This is a genomic window from Marasmitruncus massiliensis (assembly GCF_900186535.1).
GTDB classification, from domain to species: domain Bacteria; phylum Bacillota; class Clostridia; order Oscillospirales; family Ruminococcaceae; genus Anaerotruncus; species Anaerotruncus massiliensis_A.
Window position 1 is genome coordinate 125,028 of record NZ_FYDE01000002.1, and the last position, 18,574, is coordinate 143,601.

18 protein-coding genes are annotated in these 18,574 nt (G+C 51.7%); 2 read left to right on the forward strand and 16 right to left on the reverse strand.

Annotated features, from left to right (window positions below; all coding sequences use genetic code 11):
- Position 1 precedes the first annotated feature (1 nt).
- Entirely contained in the window at positions 2 to 1,474 is a 1,473-nt protein-coding gene (locus tag C1A10_RS00935; RefSeq protein WP_101908437.1) for an ABC transporter substrate-binding protein, read from the forward strand.
- A gap of 66 nt (positions 1,475 to 1,540) precedes the next feature.
- Here the strand turns inward: C1A10_RS00935 and C1A10_RS00940 are convergent, their stop codons facing one another.
- Together C1A10_RS00940 and C1A10_RS00945 are read right to left on the reverse strand one after the other, a co-directional pair.
- Positions 1,541 to 2,191, reverse strand: a complete 651-nt coding sequence (locus tag C1A10_RS00940) for an ImmA/IrrE family metallo-endopeptidase (RefSeq protein WP_101908438.1) — start codon at positions 2,189 to 2,191, stop codon at positions 1,541 to 1,543.
- A gap of 2 nt (positions 2,192 to 2,193) precedes the next feature.
- The gene (locus C1A10_RS00945) at positions 2,194 to 2,712 is read right to left on the reverse strand and encodes a helix-turn-helix domain-containing protein (RefSeq protein ID WP_180950929.1); all 519 of its coding nucleotides are present in this window, start codon (positions 2,710 to 2,712) and stop codon (positions 2,194 to 2,196) included.
- A gap of 415 nt (positions 2,713 to 3,127) precedes the next feature.
- On the opposite strand from C1A10_RS00945, the gene C1A10_RS00950 reads away from it, so the two are divergent.
- The gene (locus tag C1A10_RS00950; RefSeq protein ID WP_101908440.1) at positions 3,128 to 4,606 is read left to right on the forward strand and encodes an Lsa family ABC-F type ribosomal protection protein; all 1,479 of its coding nucleotides are present in this window, start codon (positions 3,128 to 3,130) and stop codon (positions 4,604 to 4,606) included.
- A 47-nt stretch (positions 4,607 to 4,653) separates the two neighbouring features.
- Here the strand turns inward: C1A10_RS00950 and C1A10_RS00955 are convergent, their stop codons facing one another.
- From C1A10_RS00955 to C1A10_RS01020, 14 genes are all read right to left on the reverse strand, one after another.
- A complete protein-coding gene (locus C1A10_RS00955; protein ID WP_101908441.1) occupies positions 4,654 to 5,316 on the reverse strand; it encodes an amino acid ABC transporter permease in 663 nt (220 codons plus the stop codon).
- Between the two features lies 1 nt (position 5,317).
- Positions 5,318 to 6,067, reverse strand: a complete 750-nt coding sequence (locus C1A10_RS00960) for an amino acid ABC transporter permease (RefSeq protein WP_101908442.1) — start codon at positions 6,065 to 6,067, stop codon at positions 5,318 to 5,320.
- A 104-nt stretch (positions 6,068 to 6,171) separates the two neighbouring features.
- Positions 6,172 to 7,023 (reverse strand): transporter substrate-binding domain-containing protein, encoded by an 852-nt coding sequence (locus C1A10_RS00965; RefSeq protein WP_101908468.1) that lies wholly within the window; start codon positions 7,021 to 7,023, stop codon positions 6,172 to 6,174.
- Between the two features lie 49 nt (positions 7,024 to 7,072).
- Entirely contained in the window at positions 7,073 to 7,795 is a 723-nt protein-coding gene (locus C1A10_RS00970; protein WP_101908443.1) for an amino acid ABC transporter ATP-binding protein, read from the reverse strand.
- Between the two features lie 243 nt (positions 7,796 to 8,038).
- Positions 8,039 to 8,980, reverse strand: a complete 942-nt coding sequence (locus tag C1A10_RS00975; protein WP_101908444.1) for a M14 family metallopeptidase — start codon at positions 8,978 to 8,980, stop codon at positions 8,039 to 8,041.
- On the reverse strand, positions 8,977 to 9,912 hold the full coding sequence (locus C1A10_RS00980) for a M14 family metallopeptidase (RefSeq protein ID WP_101908445.1): 936 nt from the start codon (positions 9,910 to 9,912) through the stop codon (positions 8,977 to 8,979). The genes C1A10_RS00975 and C1A10_RS00980 overlap by 4 nt, the downstream gene beginning before the upstream one ends.
- A gap of 213 nt (positions 9,913 to 10,125) precedes the next feature.
- Positions 10,126 to 11,277: a glycerate kinase family protein gene (locus tag C1A10_RS00985; RefSeq protein WP_101908469.1), complete on the reverse strand. Its 1,152-nt coding sequence runs from the start codon at positions 11,275 to 11,277 to the stop codon at positions 10,126 to 10,128.
- Between the two features lie 102 nt (positions 11,278 to 11,379).
- Entirely contained in the window at positions 11,380 to 12,771 is a 1,392-nt protein-coding gene (locus C1A10_RS00990) for a GntP family permease (RefSeq protein WP_101908446.1), read from the reverse strand.
- 182 nt (positions 12,772 to 12,953) lie between these two features.
- Positions 12,954 to 14,105 carry a CdaR family transcriptional regulator gene (locus C1A10_RS00995; protein ID WP_101908447.1) on the reverse strand — a complete coding sequence of 384 codons (1,152 nt, stop codon included), beginning with the start codon at positions 14,103 to 14,105 and terminating at the stop codon, positions 12,954 to 12,956.
- Positions 14,035 to 15,438 carry a CCA tRNA nucleotidyltransferase gene (locus C1A10_RS01000; RefSeq protein WP_101908448.1) on the reverse strand — a complete coding sequence of 468 codons (1,404 nt, stop codon included), beginning with the start codon at positions 15,436 to 15,438 and terminating at the stop codon, positions 14,035 to 14,037. Before C1A10_RS01000 ends, C1A10_RS00995 begins: the two co-directional genes overlap by 71 nt.
- A gap of 189 nt (positions 15,439 to 15,627) precedes the next feature.
- Complete coding sequence (locus C1A10_RS01005) at positions 15,628 to 16,002, reverse strand: VOC family protein (RefSeq protein ID WP_101908449.1); 375 nt, start codon at positions 16,000 to 16,002, stop codon at positions 15,628 to 15,630.
- 15 nt (positions 16,003 to 16,017) lie between these two features.
- Positions 16,018 to 16,656 carry an RpiB/LacA/LacB family sugar-phosphate isomerase gene (locus C1A10_RS01010; protein WP_101908450.1) on the reverse strand — a complete coding sequence of 213 codons (639 nt, stop codon included), beginning with the start codon at positions 16,654 to 16,656 and terminating at the stop codon, positions 16,018 to 16,020.
- A 32-nt stretch (positions 16,657 to 16,688) separates the two neighbouring features.
- Positions 16,689 to 17,615 carry a transketolase family protein gene (locus C1A10_RS01015; RefSeq protein ID WP_101908451.1) on the reverse strand — a complete coding sequence of 309 codons (927 nt, stop codon included), beginning with the start codon at positions 17,613 to 17,615 and terminating at the stop codon, positions 16,689 to 16,691.
- Between the two features lie 3 nt (positions 17,616 to 17,618).
- On the reverse strand, positions 17,619 to 18,431 hold the full coding sequence (locus tag C1A10_RS01020; protein ID WP_101908452.1) for a transketolase: 813 nt from the start codon (positions 18,429 to 18,431) through the stop codon (positions 17,619 to 17,621).
- Between the last annotated feature and the right edge of the window lie 143 nt (positions 18,432 to 18,574).

Genomic DNA, 18,574 nt, shown 5'->3' on the forward strand with positions numbered 1-18,574 from the left:
GATGAAAAAGCTTGCCGCTTACCTCTTATCTGCCCTGCTGGTGGCGGGAATATTTTCCGGGTGCGGGCAGTCAAACCAGCCGAGGCCCTCTGAATCGCCGTCTTCGCCTGTTCAGAATGCGAAGATTTCCTTTACGGACGATGACGGACGGCAAATTGCGCTGGAAAAGCCCTGTGAACGGATCATATCCCTTTACTCGGCGCATACGGAAAACCTCTATTCTCTGGGCGCCGGAGACAAGATTATCGGTGCGCAGGACACCTCAACCTATCCTCCAGAAGCCGCTTTTTTGGATCACTATGACTATGACGCTGATCCTGAAAAAATAATTGCGGCGGACCCTGACTGTGTGCTGATCCGCCCGTTTATCACGCGCAAGGTGCCTGATTTTGTTAAGGCGCTGGAAAACGCCGGGCTGACGGTGGTCTCCCTCTATCCGGAAACGTTTGAGGGCTTTGACGGCTATATCGAGAAACTTGCCATGCTTACGGGAGCGGAAGACACCGCTAAAGAAAAACTGGCGCAATTCCATGCGAACCTGAACGCAATTTCAGATATGACAGCCGGGATTGCGGAAAAACAGACGGTGTTTTTTGAATCCACAGAAGTCAACCTGCGCACTGTAACGCCGGATTCCATGCCGGGGCTGGCGATTAAAATGGCGGGCGGGGAAAACGCGGCACCGGATGTCCAGCCCATCAGCGAAGGTGGAACCATTGCGGCGTTCGGCGCGGAAAGAATCCTTGCGCTTGCCGACGATATCGACGTTTACGTCTCCCAGCGCGGCGCGATGAATGCGGGAGGAGACCTGCATTCCATCACGATCCGTCCCGGATTCGATACCATTAAGGCGGTGAAGGACAGCCGCGTCTATGTCATCAATGAGAAGCTGATATCCTCCCCTACTTTCCGTTTCGACAAAGGCGTGCGGGAGCTGGCGCGTTACCTTTATCCCGAACAGATGGACAGTCTGGTACAGTATCAGACCGATACCCCGGCAACGAAACGCGGCCTGGCGAACCTTTTGGTGCGCGCGGCACACCTGCCGGTTTATGTGCCCTCCTCCTCCAAATATTACACGCAGGAGCATGCCGGGCATATCTATGGCTTGTTTGAGGATGTCACCTGGCAGGATCAGGACTTTGATTTCATCGAAACCGCCGCGGTTTCCGGAGCGGTCGGCTGGGAGGCCGACGGCGAAAAGCAGTATTTCCGGCCCGACGCCCCGGTAACAAGAGAGATGCTTGCGAAAGCGGTGTTTATCCTCTATGAATTTGAGGCAAAGGATCAGCACATCGCAATCGGCGACCTTGACCGGTGCGAGAAGCCCAGAATTATTCAGACCCTTGTGGACAACGGCGTTTTCCCCCTGATTGACGGACGGTTTGAGCCGGACAAGGTCATGAGCTGCCGGGAGGTTGCGGAGACGCTTGCAAAGCTGACCCCGTTGACAGAACAAACTGCCGCCGCATAAATACGCTTTCAGAAAAGGAAAAGTCCCCGCATAAACAACCAAGTTTATGCGGGGACTGATCTTATGCTATAAACGATAGCTGCTTCGAACGCCGGGCGGGAGTTCCACAGAAGCATCTTCTATCGTCTTGCCCGCGCAGTAAGCGCTGATGAACGGGCGAAAGTTCTGATAAACTGCCTCCTCGCCGGGGTCGGTCAGAAAATCATTTTCCAGCCGCCGTGCGCAGAGGTCTTTCCAGCAGTTTTCGCTCGCCTGCGTAGATAGGTCGGTCAGCTTTCGCAGTTCCTGCGCGGACCGGACCCCGCAGAAATGCGCCACCACATTGGGGCAGAGCACCCGCGCGGTGAAATTGTCCGCCTGCACATCGTAAAAATCACGGTGGCGCACGTTCGGGCAGAGAACGGGCTCGCCCTGATGGATGTGCCCCAAAAAAACATGCGCCAGTTCGTGCATGATCGTCCAGCGGGCGCGCTGGGGATTGCCGTGGTTATAGAAAATCAGGTATTGCGCGCCGGGATACCGAACGGTAAATCCATCCGGTCCATAACGTTGCACCACCTCATCCATACTGCATTGCGCGCTGTGGGCAAATGTTTCATAGAGATGGATTGCAATCTGATGGGTACGCGCTATTTGAGACGGGCGCACAGGCAAGCATGTAATTTGTTCATCGGCCAGCAGTTTCCAGGCTGCTTTCGTAATTTCACCGGCACGCAAGCCTAGTCCTCCCTGTCATCCTTTTTTGTAACGTTCAGTTCCGGTTTTGCCAGATTTTCATAAACCTTTGCCAGCCAGCGCGCTTCTGTTTCATCTGTGACTTTCAGGCCGCCTCTTGCGGCAATCTGCATGCCGACAAACTGCTTCCAGTTTTCGGAATCCTGGCCTTCCGGCTGGGGAAACGGCACAGCTGTATGGCACTGGCAGCGCTCGCACTCTTTCTTAAGCAGAAAGTCGATGATCTCTTTGCCGTGCTCATCCAGAGTACGATATCTTTTGATCTGCTTGAGCTCTTCCGGGGTAACCTCGGGGGGAATCAGGGGCAGTTCATCCTGATAGAGGAAGTTTGCGTCGCAGTTCAGAACGGACATCAGCCTGAGCAGAATTTCCAGTTTCGGCACGCTCACCTGGTTTTCATAGTTGGCTATAGCGCTTTTCGTAACGCCGACTTTGCCTGCCAGTTCTTCCTGTGTAAGCTGCAGACTCAAACGGACCTCTTTAATGCGGCTGCCAATACTCATTTTCAGCCCCCCTTTTTCCATTAATATACCAGTTTAAATGCACAGAGTCAAGAAAAATATCAAGTAACTTGGCTGAAAAAATCGTTAAGTACAATAATATTTGGTATATCAAAGTGCATGTTATGTATCAACCGGATAATTGACGGTATCCTATATTTCTGATATAATAAAACAAAATAAACGATTGGAGTTGGGAAGATGCGTAATTTTTCCTGCAGATAACAAACAGCATGTCGAAATGAAATCAGCGGTAATTGCCGCTTGTTTCGGTGTGCTTTTGCGGGAAGGTTACGGTATCTTTTCTCTCAGACGATACAGGGGTTTCTCTGCCTGAACAGGCTGTGTTGCGCTGTATGTTATGAGCTGCGGGAAGATGCTTTCCCGCAGCTCATTTCTTTTACAGGAGGCACGCCTAATGTCACAGATTAACGTTTCCAATTTAACTTTTGCCTATGAAGGCAGCTATGACAATGTTTTTGAACAGGTCTCTTTTCAGATTGATACAGACTGGAAACTGGGTTTTACTAGCAGGAATGGAAGAGGAAAAACCACTTTTTTAAATCTGTTGCTTGGTAAATTTGATTACCAGGGGCAAATCTCTGCGAGTGTAGAATTTGGATATTTTCCGTTTGAAGTATCCGATAAAACGAGGGCGACAAGAGAACTGATCGGCCAAATCCATCCTGACTGCGAACAGTGGGAGCTTTTGCGGGAGCTGTCCCTGCTGCAAGTAGACGAAGAGGTCCTCAACCGGCCTTTTGGGACGCTGAGCAATGGGGAGCAGACCAAGGTACTGCTCGCGGCGCTGTTTTTAAAGGAAAACAGCTTTTTGCTGATTGATGAGCCGACAAACCATCTGGACGCGGATGCGCGCCGGCTTGTCGGGAATTATCTGAAATCCAAAAAAGGATTCATTCTTGTTTCCCATGACAGGGCGTTTCTGGACCGCTGTGTCGATCATATCCTGTCCATTAACAAAACAAACATCGAAATTCAAAAGGGAAACTTCTCTTCCTGGTGGGCCAATAAACAGATGCAGGATAGCTTTGAGCTGGCGGAAAATGACAGACTCAAGCAGGATATCAAACGGCTTTCCGCCGCGGCAAAACGGACAGCCGACTGGTCTGACCGGGTGGAAAAGACCAAATTCGGCAAACAGGCCAGCGGCCTGAAGCCTGATAAAGGCTATGTGGGGCATAAAGCCGCCAAGATGATGAAACGCTCCAAGGCAATTGAGGAGCGTCGAACCGCATCCGCAGAAGAAAAGTCCCGCCTGCTCAAAAATATCGAAAGCGCGGACAGCCTGAAACTCAGTCCTCTCCCCTACCATACAAATAAATTGATTTCACTCGATAAGGTATCTGTCTTCTATGGGGATAAAAAGGTATGCGGGCCGGTGAGCTTTACAATTGAGCAGGGAGACAGAATTGCACTGTGCGGCAGAAATGGCAGCGGAAAAACCAGCCTACTGAAACTGATTCGCGGTGAGAATATCACATTCACAGGGGATTTTTCAGCCGGAAGCGGTCTCGTGGTCTCCTATGTATCTCAAGACACCTCATTTCTGCGGGGCAGCCTGTCCGATTTTGCAGAAAAACAAGGAATTGAAGAGAGCCTGTTCAAAGCCATCCTGCGCAAGCTCGACTTTGCGCGGGAACAGTTTGAAAAAGACATGCAGGATTTCAGCGGCGGTCAGAAGAAAAAAGTGCTGCTTGCAAAAAGCCTGTGCGAGAAAGCGCATATCTATCTCTGGGATGAACCGCTGAACTTTATTGATGTATTTTCTCGGATGCAGGTGGAAGAATTGCTGTTGTCCTATTCTCCTACGCTTTTGTTTGTGGAACACGACGCCGCGTTCACTGAAAAGATTGCGACAAAAATAATCAGGCTGTAAGTCCGATAAAACCCTCCCTCCGCGGTGACGGAGGGAGGGTTTTTGTTTTATACAGCGGGTGCAAGCTTTGGCTTTTTCCCGCTTTGGCTTCGCACAATGAGGCTGAGCGAAAAATTGATGAGAAAATAAATCAGCGCCATAGAGGCGAACAACAGGAAAACCTGCGAGGAGGATGCGAATCGGCCCATCAGAATCATGCCTTTGCCGGTAAATTCCTCAATCGCGACCGCCCACAGGAAAGAAGAGTCCTTGACGGTGGTAATAACCTGTGAGAGCAGCGATGGGACGATATTGTGGAAACATTGCGGCATGACAATATAACGCAGCGTCTGAAAAAAGGTGAAGCCCTGTGCATGCGCCGCCTCGAACTGTCCGAGCGGGATTGAGTTGAGGCCACCACGAATAATTTCAGCTATTACCGCTGTCTCAAAGATGGTCAGCGAGCAGATGCCGGAATAGTTTGCGGGGATCGGCACGAGAAAGCGAATCGCCAGAATCCACAGAATCAGCGGCGTATTGCGTACCGCCTCGATGTAGACGGCCGCGAGTTTCCCCAGAATGCCTCTGTCGTAGTTTCGCAGCAGGCCCAGAATCATGCCGAAGAAGATACTCACCAAAATGCTGGAACCGGCAAAAAACAGGGTGGTACGCAGTCCCTCCAGCAAGAACATCGTATTATCATAGGTAAAAATCGATTGAAGCAGTTCCATTTTATACCCTCCCTGTCTGAACGATTTCTATCGGGGTATCCCGCGCGATTGCCGCCTCCGCCTGGGAGATCGTGCGTACTTCCTTTTTCTTAAGTTTTTGCTCCAGTTTGCGCGCGTAGGACGAAAGCGGGAAACAGAGCAGGAAGTACAGAATGCCGGCAGTGATATAGGCTGGGCCGTAGATCAGGCGCCCGGTTGCCAGATTGTCCGCACGGTACATCAGGTCGCCCCCCGCGATCATTGCAAGGACAGAAGTATTTTTAATCAGGTTCACCGCCTGATTAGTCAGCGGCGGGAGAATAATTTTTACCGTCTGCGGAAGGATGATATAGCGCATGGTCTGCACATACGTAAACCCCTGACTCCTTGCGGCTTCCGTCTGCCCGACCGGGATCGACTGGATGCCGGTGCGCACTACTTCGCTGATATAGGCGCCGGTATAAACCCCGATGCCCAAAACGCCGATTGAGAACTTTCCCAGCATAATGCCAAGGTAAGGCAGCCCATTGTACAGGAAAAACACCTGTATGACGAGCGGGGTGTTCTGGATAAACTCCACATAGACCCGCCCGATGGCTTTGCATGTCTTATTGCCGGAGGTTGACAGGATGCCAAACAGGATGCCAAGGGCAAGCGCCAGAAGCAGCGCGAGGACCGCAACCGCAAGCGTCTGCAGAAACCCGTTCCCAAGCGCTGTCCACTCGCCGGCCAGAATCCTCCACTTGTCTATTGAAAAAGGTGAACTTTTCATAACAATACCATCGCCCTTCCGGTCTTGCCCTGATTTTTAAGAGAAACCCGCTTAGACCATCCGATTTTCCGGATGGTCTAAGCGGCTGTGCGGCCAGCCTTGAATCAATTGAGTCCCCAGGTTTCGATCATCTGATCCAGTTCGCCGCTGGATTTTAATGCTGCCACTTCGGCATCCACGAATTCAGCCAGATCCTTGTTGTCCAGCTTGCTCGCAATACCGTATTCCTGCGGCGAATATTTTTCATCCAAAATTACTGTGGAATCGTCTACATAGCCGCTCAGAATCGAGCCGTCCACAGAAAAGCAGTCGACACGGCCGGAATCCAACGCCGCCTTGATTTCCGGATAAGTGGGATATTCGTCAAATTTGATCTTAACGCCCAATTCATCGGCCGCGGCCTGAATTGCCTGCATGGAGGTTGCGCTCTGCGCAACGCCTATGGTTTTGCCGTCAAGGTCTTTCAACCCCGTAATGCCGGCATCTTTTTTGACCATCAGTTTGACCGCGTCGGTATAATAGGGCTGCGAGAAGTTATAAGTCAGCTTGCGCTCTTCCGTGATCGTAAACGTTGCGATTACGAGATCCAGCTCCCCGGTATCAAGCAGAGGGCCGCGCGTTTTCGCGGTGACAGCCTGCGTTTCCAGCTTGGTTTCGTCTCCCAGCAGATCTTTTGCAATCCGTTTTGCCAGATCAATTTCAAACCCTTCCACTTCGCCGCTGGCGGTGTTTTTCAGCCCGAAATTCGGGACATCCACTTTTACGCCGACCTTCAGCACGCCTGCCGCTTTGATTTTATCCAGGGTCGGGCCGCCGGAAGCAGCTTCTGAGGAGGCCGCCGTACTGGCTGCCGGAGCGGAAGAAGCGGCGGGTGCCTGCTGCGTACCGCAGGCGGCTGTGGAAAGCAACAACATCCCGGTTAAGGCCAGGGCAGTCCATTTTTTGATTGAGTTCATTACAATCATCCTTTCTCCTTCTGTATAAAAAGCCTTGCGCTTTTCAAAACTATCTCAGAATTTTGCTGAGAAATGCCTTGGTGCGGTCATTCGTCGGATTTTCGAAAAAATGTTCCGGTTTTCCCTCTTCCAGAATAGAGCCATCATCCATAAAGATCACCCTGTCGGCAACCTGCCGGGCAAATCCCATCTCATGCGTGACCACGACCATAGTGATGTTTTCTTTAGAAAGGCGTATCATGACGTCGAGCACTTCCTGCACTGTTTCCGGATCGAGAGCGCTGGTCGGCTCATCAAACAGAATGATTTTCTGTTGGGTGGCGAGCGCCCGTGCAATCGCTACACGCTGCTGCTGCCCGCCGCTCAAAGTTGATGGATGGACATGTGCCTTGTCCCGAAGCCCTACAATGTCAAGATATTGAAACGCCTGCTCCTCCGCTTCTTTTTTCGGCACGCCGTGGAGCTTGACCGGCGCCAGCGCAATATTTTGTAGTACGGTCATATGCGGGTACAGGTTAAATTGCTGAAAAACCATCGCGGTTGTTCTGCGGATCAGGTCGGTTTTGTTTTTCTGGGTCAGTTCGGTACCCTCAAGAAATACATGCCCGGATGTTGGTTCCTCCAAAAAATTCATACAGCGGATCATGGTGCTTTTTCCGGAACCGGATGGCCCGATCACCACCAGCTTTTCCCCCTGTTTGACTTCCAGATTGATATCTTTGAGGACATGCAGATTCCCAAAATATTTATGAACCCCAGCCATCTTAATCATTCGGATAACTCCTTTCGGCAGACACGGCCAAGCCGTTACACACAAACACAAAATGACGCTCCAACCCCTAAGAGTTGAAGCGTCATTGCTCATTTCCTGCATATTTATTATTAACTATTATGACATAAATAAGAGGCAAAGTCAATATCAAACCGTCGTTCAGGTATTTGAATATTATTTATATTTCATGAAAATAATTTTTAAATGCAGGAATCGCCGTTTGCTATGCAAAATTGATCGTATTTAAAAGGAACCGCGCATTCGGCGGATCAGCCGGTAAGCGACGGTGTTTTGCAGCACAAGGGGCGCCTTATGCGCAAAGAATAAAACGCCGTCGGTTGGAGAACGGATTTCCGAAAGGACTTCACCGCTGCACGGGTCGAGAATTTCCGCCATCAGATCGCCGCGGAGCACCGCGTCGCCGGGGTGCCTATGCCTGCGATAGATGCCGCCCGCATCCGTAAGGATAGTGCTCAGGTTGTCTTCCTGAATTACACTTGCCATGTAGCCGCTGTGGCAGTTGTAATGCAGAATCCCGGTGCGCGTCAGAAACCGCAGCACGGCGGTAACCGCCTGCCGCGCTGAAGTCTCATCAATGCAGTCGGTCTCGTTGGTATAAACGGAGAAGGCATTGGAATTCCAAAGCTGCCAGTTGTAATTGAGGGTTTTAGTATCGATGGGCCGCGGCTTGCGCACCACGACAAACGGCAGGCCGAACAGGCTGCCGAGACTGGTTGTCTGATAGCCGGTATCCATCATCCGCACATGCGGGACAAAATCGCCGGGCATATAAAAGCTGGCGAAGTGGATACCGTAGCTATAGCCCTGCACCTGTCGAAACAGGCTGTCGGCAATGCGCTGTGTGGTTTCCCCGCTTGCGTCGCCGGGAAACATGCGGTTGATATCGGTGTTGTCTACCGCCCAGAACCGTTTTCCCACATTCATCGAAAACCGGTTGACACAGGGAACCACCAGTATTTCGTGGTTTTTTACGATTGCGCCGCGCCGTTCCAGTTCTTTGAGCTCCCGGATGAGCTGGGAGCAGACATAAACCTGCTGGATTTCGTTGCCGCGCAGGCCGCCGACGATACAGGCCGATTTGGTGCCGGAACCAAATCGGTAGCCTTCGATCCGCAGTGGTTCACGGTAGCAGGATTTGGTGGAGAAAAGCGTTTCGACTTTCATACCGCACCTCCCAATATTCTGGCAATCAGGGAACCGTCATATACCACCGGATAGTCGCGCAGCGTAAAGAGCAAACCGTCACAGGGAGAGGACAGTTCGGCTACGATCTCACCCGCGAGCGGGTCAAAAATGGTACCGATCTGCTCGCCTTTCTGTACGTGCGCGGTATGGCGGGCGCAGGGGGTAAAAATCCCGCAGCAATCGGAGGAAACCTGCATCACTTCCCCGTCGGTGGAAATGACGGGCTCTTTGGGCGGGCAAACGTTCCCTTTCCAGACATCGAGTTTGGCAAGCAAAGCGAAAATACCGTCGAGCAGTTGGTCGCCGTAAGCCTTCGTAATGCGCATTCCGGTTCCCATTTCCACTACCAGTGCGGGCGTTCCGGCCGCGTTCAAACTGTACGCCAGCGTAGATTCCAGCACGGTTTCCGCCTCATGCACCCACACAAAGTCCGTATTCAGCAGTTTGGCGTACGGCAGAAGCTTTTCAGCAGAGGTTTCATTAACGCGAACCTGAGGAATTTCCCGCAGAAAAATATTGCTGGCGTGAATGTCAATACACATGTCTGCCCCAACCAGATCCTGCATGATGCTGTGCGCAAGGAATTCCGCGCTGGTACCGTCCTCCGAACCGGGGAAAATCCGGTTCATGTCCAGATCGAACATCGGAATCCCACGGGAAATGGAATCGATTCCCAAAGGGTTCAGCGCCGGGTAGATATCTACAATGCCGTTCAGGTGTTCATGCTCATTCTGAAGTCTGCGGCCCAATTCAAAGCAGACATACTGCCCCTCCAGTTCGTCACCGTGCGTTCCCGTTACGATGCAGACGCGTTTTGCGGATTCCGAAAGAACCGGCGGCAAAATCCGGTTTTTTTGAATAAAAAGTTTCTCGTGCACCGGCAAAGCGACCGATGCAACCGTCATAACCATGATAAGACCTCCCTGTAATATCCGGCTCTGCGCAACACAACCACAAAACCGGTTTTTAAAAAGAAAGAGCAACGGGGCTGAAAAGCCTCGTTGCTCTTTTTATAGGATAACAAAAAAATGAATCTCTGTCAACTTCAAACTGCAAATAGAAAAATAATCTGCTTTAAAAAATCAGGTTATTCACGAAATCTGCAGGAAATTATTTTAAAACAATCATGAATTTGATGAATCTTTGAAAATCTGCGTAATAAACCGCATGAGGTTGTCCATTGTCAGGCTCATATCATTTTTGCTGCGCTTTTTTGCTTCCGAAAACGGAACCGCCACACGGTTGATGCTAAAGATTGCAGAAACGCCCTCCTCATAAGCACCTTCGATATCATCCCCGATATCGCCCACAACGGCTATCAGAGGCACTCCCTGCTTTTTCGTGCGCCTCGCTACGCCGATGACCACTTTGCCGCGCAGGCTCTGAAAGTCAATCTTTCCTTCTCCGCTGAATACCAGGTCAGCACCCTCCAGTAACCGGTCGAACCCGACAGTATCCAGAACCGTCTCGATTCCCATCTGCAGCCTGGAACCGAAGAAGGCCACCATGCCGCCGCCCATGCCGCCTGCCGCACCCGCGCCGGGAAGCTGCGCCACATCCACATCGAACTGCTCGCGGATGGTGTCTGCGGCAGCGTGAAGCTGCCTGTCCAAAAATTCCACCATGGCGGGGTCCGCGCCTTTTTGCGGAGCAAATACATAAGCAGCCCCATTCGGGCCATAAAGCGGATTGTCTATATCACACATCGTGATGATTTTGACCTGCTTGAGCTCCGGCAGCAGGGAACTTTTGTCAATCCTGTGAATTTTGGAGAGTGTCTCCCCCACCGGAACGAACGAATTTCCGTCGGCATCGAGAAAACGGACGCCTAAAGCGGCGGCGGCACCTGTGCCCAGGTCATTGGTGGCGCTCCCGCCAAGGCCAACAACCAGCTTTTTGCAGCCGCTTCTGATCGCATGTTCCATCAGCTGGCCGACTCCGTAGGTTGTCGTCTTCTCTGCGCAGAGCCGGTCGCCTACCAGCGGAAGTCCCGCGCAGGCCGCCATTTCAATCACTGCGGTGGCTCCGCCGTCCACCAGACCGTAAAAGGCCTGCAAATCCTCCATATACGGGCCTTTGACAGTAACCCATACCTTTTCACCCTGCATGGCGGATAAAAACGAATCGACACTTCCCTCTCCCCCGTCCGCAACCGGGATGGAAATGACTTCGGCCGACGGACAATAGGCGTGGATGCGCTCCTCCATAATGGAGCAGATTTCCGAAGAGCTCATTGTGCCCTTAAAAGAATCCGGGATCAGCAATACTTTTTTCATCATATAGAAATCCTCCTTGAAAACTGTGTGTATACAACGTGTGGGGCGGCAGCCCGCGCTGCCGCCCCACACTGTGAGATCCGCAAACGGAATCCAAACGATTTATCGCAGGAAGAGCGAAAGGACGAAAATGCCCAGCATGGAACAAACGCCTTCCACCAGCGTGACTAATGTCTGGGTTTTATAACCCTGCTGCGGTGTCATTTCTCCGAAATTGGTTACAACCCAGAAATAGGAGTCGTTCGCGTGGGAAACAGTCATCGCGCCGGCACCGATTGCCATAACGGTCAGGGCGGACATTACCGGGGACGAGAGCCCCAGCGCACCCATCAAAGGCGCGAGAATCCCGGCTGTCGTGGTAAGGGCGACGGTGGAAGAGCCCTGCGCAGATTTGAGAATCGCCGAAAGGATGAACGGGAAGAAGATGCCAATCGCTTCGAGCATGGAAGAATTTTCGGTAATGAAGGTGACCATGCCGGAAACGGAGATCACTTTGCCGAGCACGCCGCCGGCGGCGGTGACAAACAGAATCGGGCCGACCGTTTTGAGCGTGTCATTGGTTAGGTCATAGAATTTATTCATTTTATGCGAAGTATGCAGCAGCCAAACACCGAACAGTGTGCCGACGGCAAGTGCAATGATCGGTGTACCCAGGAAAGAAGAAAGATCAAAGAGCATTCCTTCCCATTTGGCCATGGAAGCGACAGACCCCAGCGCCATTAAAAGGATCGGGACAATGATCGGCGCGAGGGAACTCCATGAACCGGGCAGTTTGCCGTATTCCGCCACGATCTGCTCATAAGTCTTTACGGTTTCGTCCTGGTTCAGTTCATCCGCGGATTTGACGGTCTTCCCAATATATTTTGCATAAAAATACGCACCGATTAAAGCCGGAATAGAGACCAGTGCACCGAGCCCCATAACCAGCAGAAGGTTATTCCCGATGCCCAGGGTATTGGCCGCGGCGATAGGCCCGGGAGTCGGGGGAATAAACACATGGGAAGCGTACAGACCGGCAGACAGAGCAACTGTCATTGCAACGCTGCTTGTGCCCGTCCGGCGGACCATCGCCTTACGGATAGGGTTCAGAATTACAAATCCGCTGTCGCAGAAGACAGGAATGGATACCACCCAGCCCATCAGTTCCACAGCAAGCTCCGGGTGGTTTGGCCCCACAAGTTTGATGACCAGGTCAGCCAGCTTCAGCGCCGCACCGGTGGCCTCCAAAATCGTGCCAATCAGCGCTCCTAAAATGATTACGATACCAATACTGGTAAAGGTCCCCGAAAAGCCGGCGCCGATCACATTTGCAAGCCCAAGCGTTACGGTGCCGTCCGCAGCGGTTTGGTTTACAAGCGGAATTCCGGCAAGCAGTCCAAGAATGACGGAAATTCCCATAATCGATAAGAACGGGTGAATTTTGAGTTTGGAAATAGCGAGGATCATGACAATGATTGCAACAACAAACGCGAAAATCAATCCGATTCCAGACATATGCTCTACCTCCATTTTATTGCGGGAATTCTATATTTTTATCCCGCGGTTCTTGCAAACTTACTACTATTTTAAAATAAATTCATCATTTCGTCTATGTTATGTGAGACATATTCTATGCATAATTATTGTGATATGTAACAATAGGAGATAGGTCTATGGAGATTTATTGGGTATATCGGTCAGAGATCATTGTGTTCATCGCTTATTTGATCATAAAACTGGATGGCGAGATAGAATAAAGCGGCGTCCGGCAGGCAGCGGGGATTACAGCCTGTCTGCTCGTACAGGCGCCGGAGCTTATATTGCAGCGTATTTTTATGAATATAAAGCTGGGCGGCTGTTTCATTTATGGAACCGTTTGCACTCAAATAAGTCCGAAGCAGGTGCACCCAGGAGGCGATGTCATCCTCATGAATCCCCCGGAAGATTCTCTGGAGGAATTCTTTCTTTGAGCTCTGAGAAATTTCATCAGTGAAAATTTCGAGACTGATATCGCCATAAAACCGGATGCTGCCATCCTGTGAGTGAGAGCAGGCGCGCAGAGCTTTTTTTGCTTTCAGATAGGCCTGATGCAGTACCCGGCTGCGCGCATCGATTCCGATCATGACCAACAGCCCGGAGGTGTTCTTAATTTGATTTTGGATTGTTTCCGCAACAGCGAGCATCTTTGAGTCGCTGCAGGCCGGAACCAGACAGATCATCTGGGAAGCGGTTTTCGTAAATACATTGTTTGCATCGGCTTCCATCAGCCGGCGTACAATTTTATTCACCTCATCAATCTTACGCTGGCCTTCTGCGCTGTCACTGTATTTTTTCAGATCGGTAATTTCAGCCACAAAAATCCTGCGCGGGATCGTGATATCAAATCCGAGCCTTGCGCCGCGCTCGACAAACTGCTGGCTGTAAAGCGGAACATCCTCAAAAAGCCATTCATCAAGGAACCGGGTCTTGATGCGGTCGTCAATCTTCTTCTGTTCCTTCGAATAATTCTCCAGAAGCAGAATCTCTGTCATCTTTTTAAGAATCTGCCCGTATTTCATAACCTCGTTGTATTCCCCGGTCATCCCGATGACACCGACAATTTCATTCTCAAAACGGATAGGCAGGTTGATTCCTTTCAAAGTCCCCGTGTATTCGGTGTCGTTGCGGATGATCAGCTGCTCGAGATTCTGGGAGATCACCTGGGAAGCTCCCGCATGAAAATCCCCGATCCGGTTTGGGTCGGTGCTGGCAATAATGATCCCTCTTTCGTCCATCAGATTAATATTCTGATGGATAATGCCGCTGATTTCCGTTACAATCTGCATGGCATTCTGTTTGCTTATATTCATGCCCAAACCAGCCCTCCTTTAAACAATGAGCTAACAAACTGTCCCGTGTGTTTTCAAGCTTTCCGTCGATTACCAACCGCAGCAGTATTTGCAGGGTGTTTCCTATCTGTACGCCCTGAGGCATACCGGCCATGATCAGGTCACGCCCGCTGATTGCAAGGTCTTTCAGACGGAAACATCGCTTTTGCGCCAGCACCCGTTCCAGGCACTTCTCCACAGCGTCCAGTCTCCACATGGCCTTATCTCTTTCCGCATTTTCCTGCGCCGCCAGATCGACGCGCTTGACCGCCAAGAGCCGGCGGAACTGCGCCTCCCCTATCCGGCTGAGCTGCCGGAGGATACATCTGTCGCTTGGAATCAGTTTGATTTTATGCAGGCCAACCAATTCCTCGACCGTGGAGATCGTGGCGCGGTCAAATTTCAGGCTGCGCAGGGCTTTACCGGCAAGCTCGGCGCTGATCCCTGCGTGCCCGTAAAAGCGCATGCTGCCTCGCCGGATTTCTGTAAAGCAAAAAGGCTTTCCAATATCGCGGAGCAGCATGACCAGCCGAAGAAGCCTGTCAGCCGGCGCGCTTGACACGCCGCGAACCGTTTCTGCCCAGACGTCCGGCCATCCCGCACCGTTTTTTGAAAATGCCGCCAGTTCCCCGATCTCGGGAAGAAACATTGAAAAAATATCTGTAAAGCGAGTAAGCATGACACCGGCTTTGCAGCCGCAGAGCAGCCTGCAAAGCTCTTCCTGAATCCGTTCCCCCGCGATGGAGCGCAGCAATTCCCGGTTGGAGAAAGCCGACCGCGCCGTCGCATCGTCCAGCCGGAACCCATAAACAGAAGCAAACCTTAGCGCCCGCAGAATCCGGAGGGCATCCTCCTGAAACCGCCGGTCGGGATCGCCGACACAGCGAATTTGCTTGTTGATAAGGTCTGTCTGGCCTTCGAAATAATCTACCAACCCTTTTTGCGGATGGTAAGCCATCGCGTTGACGGTAAAGTCCCTGCGTTCCAAATCCTGTCGAAGGCTGCGCACAAATTCTACATGGTCAGGCCGCCTGTGATCGGAGTAGAAGCCATCCGTGCGGTAGGTGGTAATTTCGTATGGCTCACCTTCGAGAAGGACGGTCACGGTTCCGTGTTGGATACCGGTTTCAATCACCCGGAATTCTGAAAAGCAGGCGATGGTTTCCTGCGGCAGCGCGCTGGTACAGATATCCCAGTCATGGGGAGTTATCCCCAGCAGGCTGTCTCGCACGCAGCCGCCCACTACATACGCTTCGTGGCCTCGGCCCTCCAGCATGTGAATGATTTGCTGTGGCCCTTCCGGAATTTTGAACATCTGCTGTCACCGCCTGCCGTATGATTTTCCTGTTTTAGGGTTGCCGCGGCCGGAACTTTTATCCGACCACATCGTTTTCATTAGTGTAACATTGCGGTTTTTGAAAAGCAATCCCTGCCGAAAATCAAAAACAGGATGTGCGGGCAGCAAAAGCTGCCCGCACATCCTGAAAACGAGTATCAAATAGGATTATTTAATTTGACAGAACTCAATCTTTTCGCCGTTTGGACCGATAAATGTAAAGTAACGATTAGAACGCGGTTCAAACATCTGATTGGACTCAATGCCGTTCGTTACGAACTGTACGCCCATCGCGGAAACTTCTTCGAAGGCGGCGTCCAGATCGTCGCTTGCCAGGGCGATGTGGTCGATATTCCCGACTGGTTTTTGATCGCCGCGGCGGGGATAGTATTCAACCACACAGCTGCCACACTGCAGCATTCCCCTGATATCGTGATCCACCAGACGTGTAAATCCGAGGTTTTCATAGAAAGCAACCGTTCCGGCGGGGTCATCAGTGGGGACTGCCACATGGGCAAGCCCGGTAGGCTTGTTTTTCAGCATACAAACAGTTCCTCCTCAGCCGACAATGCTCTTGATATAAGCGCCGATTTCCTGATCCTTGCAGTCGGCAAAAAACAGTTCTTTGAACTTTTCACCGCTGACAGCGCCTTTCACCAGTTCGGGATCAATGCCCTTCAGGCAGGTGACAAGATCTTTGAGATTATTGGCGCGGACAGCATCCAGAATCTTTTTATTGCGCTGTTCCGGAACAACGCGTTCTTTGGGATAGCCCTGGCCGCTTTCACAGCTGAACAGTTTTTCAAAGATATATTCAAGGTTCAGTTCGGCGCCCCAGCCAAACCCTTTCGCAAACGGCAGGGAAATCGCGTTGCCGTCATTGATTTGGGCAAAGAGATAAGCGTCGCTGGGATCGGCCACATAGCCGCAGATGACGCCGGGGAAGCTGTTGAGCCCAAGCATTGCGCCCTCGCCCGTTCCGCAGCCGGTTACGACATAGTCGACAGCTTTGCTGTTGAGCAGGACCGCCGCAAGGATTCCGTTCTGAACATAAGTGAGCTGTGCCTTGTCGTCGCCGGAATACATGCCATAGTTGACGACGGTATGGCCCAGAGGTTCGGCCACTTTTTTCAGTGAGTTGAAGATCAGCTCATTTTTACCGGCCTGACTGTTTTCGTTGATCAGTGCAATTTTCATAATCGTTTCCTCTCTTTCCATGATGTCTGAATTTATAAAACGCTTTGAATGCCCTTAAGTACCTGAGGCTGGCTGAGTCCGTACTCTTCGAGAAGGTCATCCGGCTTACCGGACTGGCCGAACCGGTCCTGAACGCCGATCTTCTTAAATTTGTAGTCTCCGTTGCCGATCAGCACATCGGCCACCGCGTCTCCCAAACCGCCGATGACACTGTGCTCCTCAACGGTTACCACTTTTCCGCACTTCTTAGCATACTTCAGCACACAGTCCCTGTCAATCGGCTTGAGGGTATGCACGTTGATAACAGCAGCGGATACACCCTGCTTTGCCAGTTCATCCGCACAGTCCAGTGCGGTCTTGACCATGATTCCGCAGGCGAACACCGCAACGTCGGTGCCTTCGCGCAGGACGTTCGCTTTGCCGATTTCAAACGGCTGCTCCTCTTCAAACACTTCACTGGGCAGACGCGCAAGGCGAAGGTAAGCGGGACCTTTCATTTCCGCAAGCGCGTTTACAGCCCGATGGGTCTCATTAGCGTCGCACGGAACAATCACAGTCATCCCCGGGATTACGCGCATAAGAGCGAGATCCTCGATTGCCTGATGGCTGCCGCCATCCTCGCCCAGCGTGATTCCGGCGTGGGTCATGCACAACTTCACGTTGAAGTTCGGATAAGCAACACTGTTGCGAACCTGCTCATAGGCACGTCCGGCGCCGAAAACGGCGAAGGTGCTGCAAAACGGGATATACCCCATGGTGGAAAGGCCGGCGCTCATGGAAACCATGTTCGCCTCCGCGATTCCGGCGTTGAAAAACCGGTCGGGAAATTGATTGGCAAAGGTTGCGGTCATGGTAGCGTGTGCAAGATCCGCATCCAGCACCACGATTTTATCATTCTTAGCACCCAGCGCGGCCAGAGCCTCGCCGTATGCCACACGTATTGCTTTTTTCTCTCCCATTGTTCAGCCCTCCAGTTCCTTGATTGCAAGCTGGCGTTCGGATTCGCTCGGCGCCTTGCCGTGCCAGCCCACCTGATTTTCCATAAAGGAGACCCCTTTGCCCTTGACCGTGTGGGCAAGGATGCATTTGGGCTTTCCGGGAACGGTTTTAATGTTCAGTGCGTCAATGACCTGCTCAAGATCATTTCCGTCCGGCAATTCGATGACGTTGAACCCGAACGCGGTGAATTTCGCTTTCAGATCACCCAGCCCCATCACCTCTTCGTTGGTTCCGTCGATCTGCAGGCCGTTGTTGTCAATCAGAATGGTCAGATTGTCGAGTTTATAATTGGCGGCCGCCATGCAGGCCTCCCAGACCTGGCCTTCCTGCAGCTCGCCGTCGCCGAGCAGCGCATAAACGCGGATATCGCTCTTTTGGGCTTTTGCGCCCAGCGCCATGCCGGTTGCTATCGAAACGCCCTGCCCCAGTGAACCGGTGGAAGCGTCAATGCCGGGAACCTTTTTGGCGTCCGGATGTCCCTGCAGAATGCTGTGCAGCTGGCGGAAGTTACGGAATTCCGCTTTATCAAAGAATCCCAAATCGCCGAGGATCGCATAGTAGCAGGGAGCCGCGTGCCCTTTGCTCAATACGAACCGGTCGCGGTTGGGGTCGTCGGGGTTTTTAGGGTCAATACGCATCTGAGTGTAATAAATACCCGCCATCAGTTCCACTGCGGACAGTGAGCCGCCCGGATGGCCGCTTGCAGCGTCCGCAAGCATGTTGATGATGTCTTCGCGCAGTTGCGTACATTTTGACCGAAGTTCAACAATGTCCATAGAATACCTCCGCCTATGTAGTTTGATTTTGTAGATTCAATCGTAACATATCATACAATCCAACAATACAATATCCTATTTCTCGTACAAAGTCAACTACTAAATCTGCAAGATATTGTGTTTTTCATACTGCTTGTCAAAAA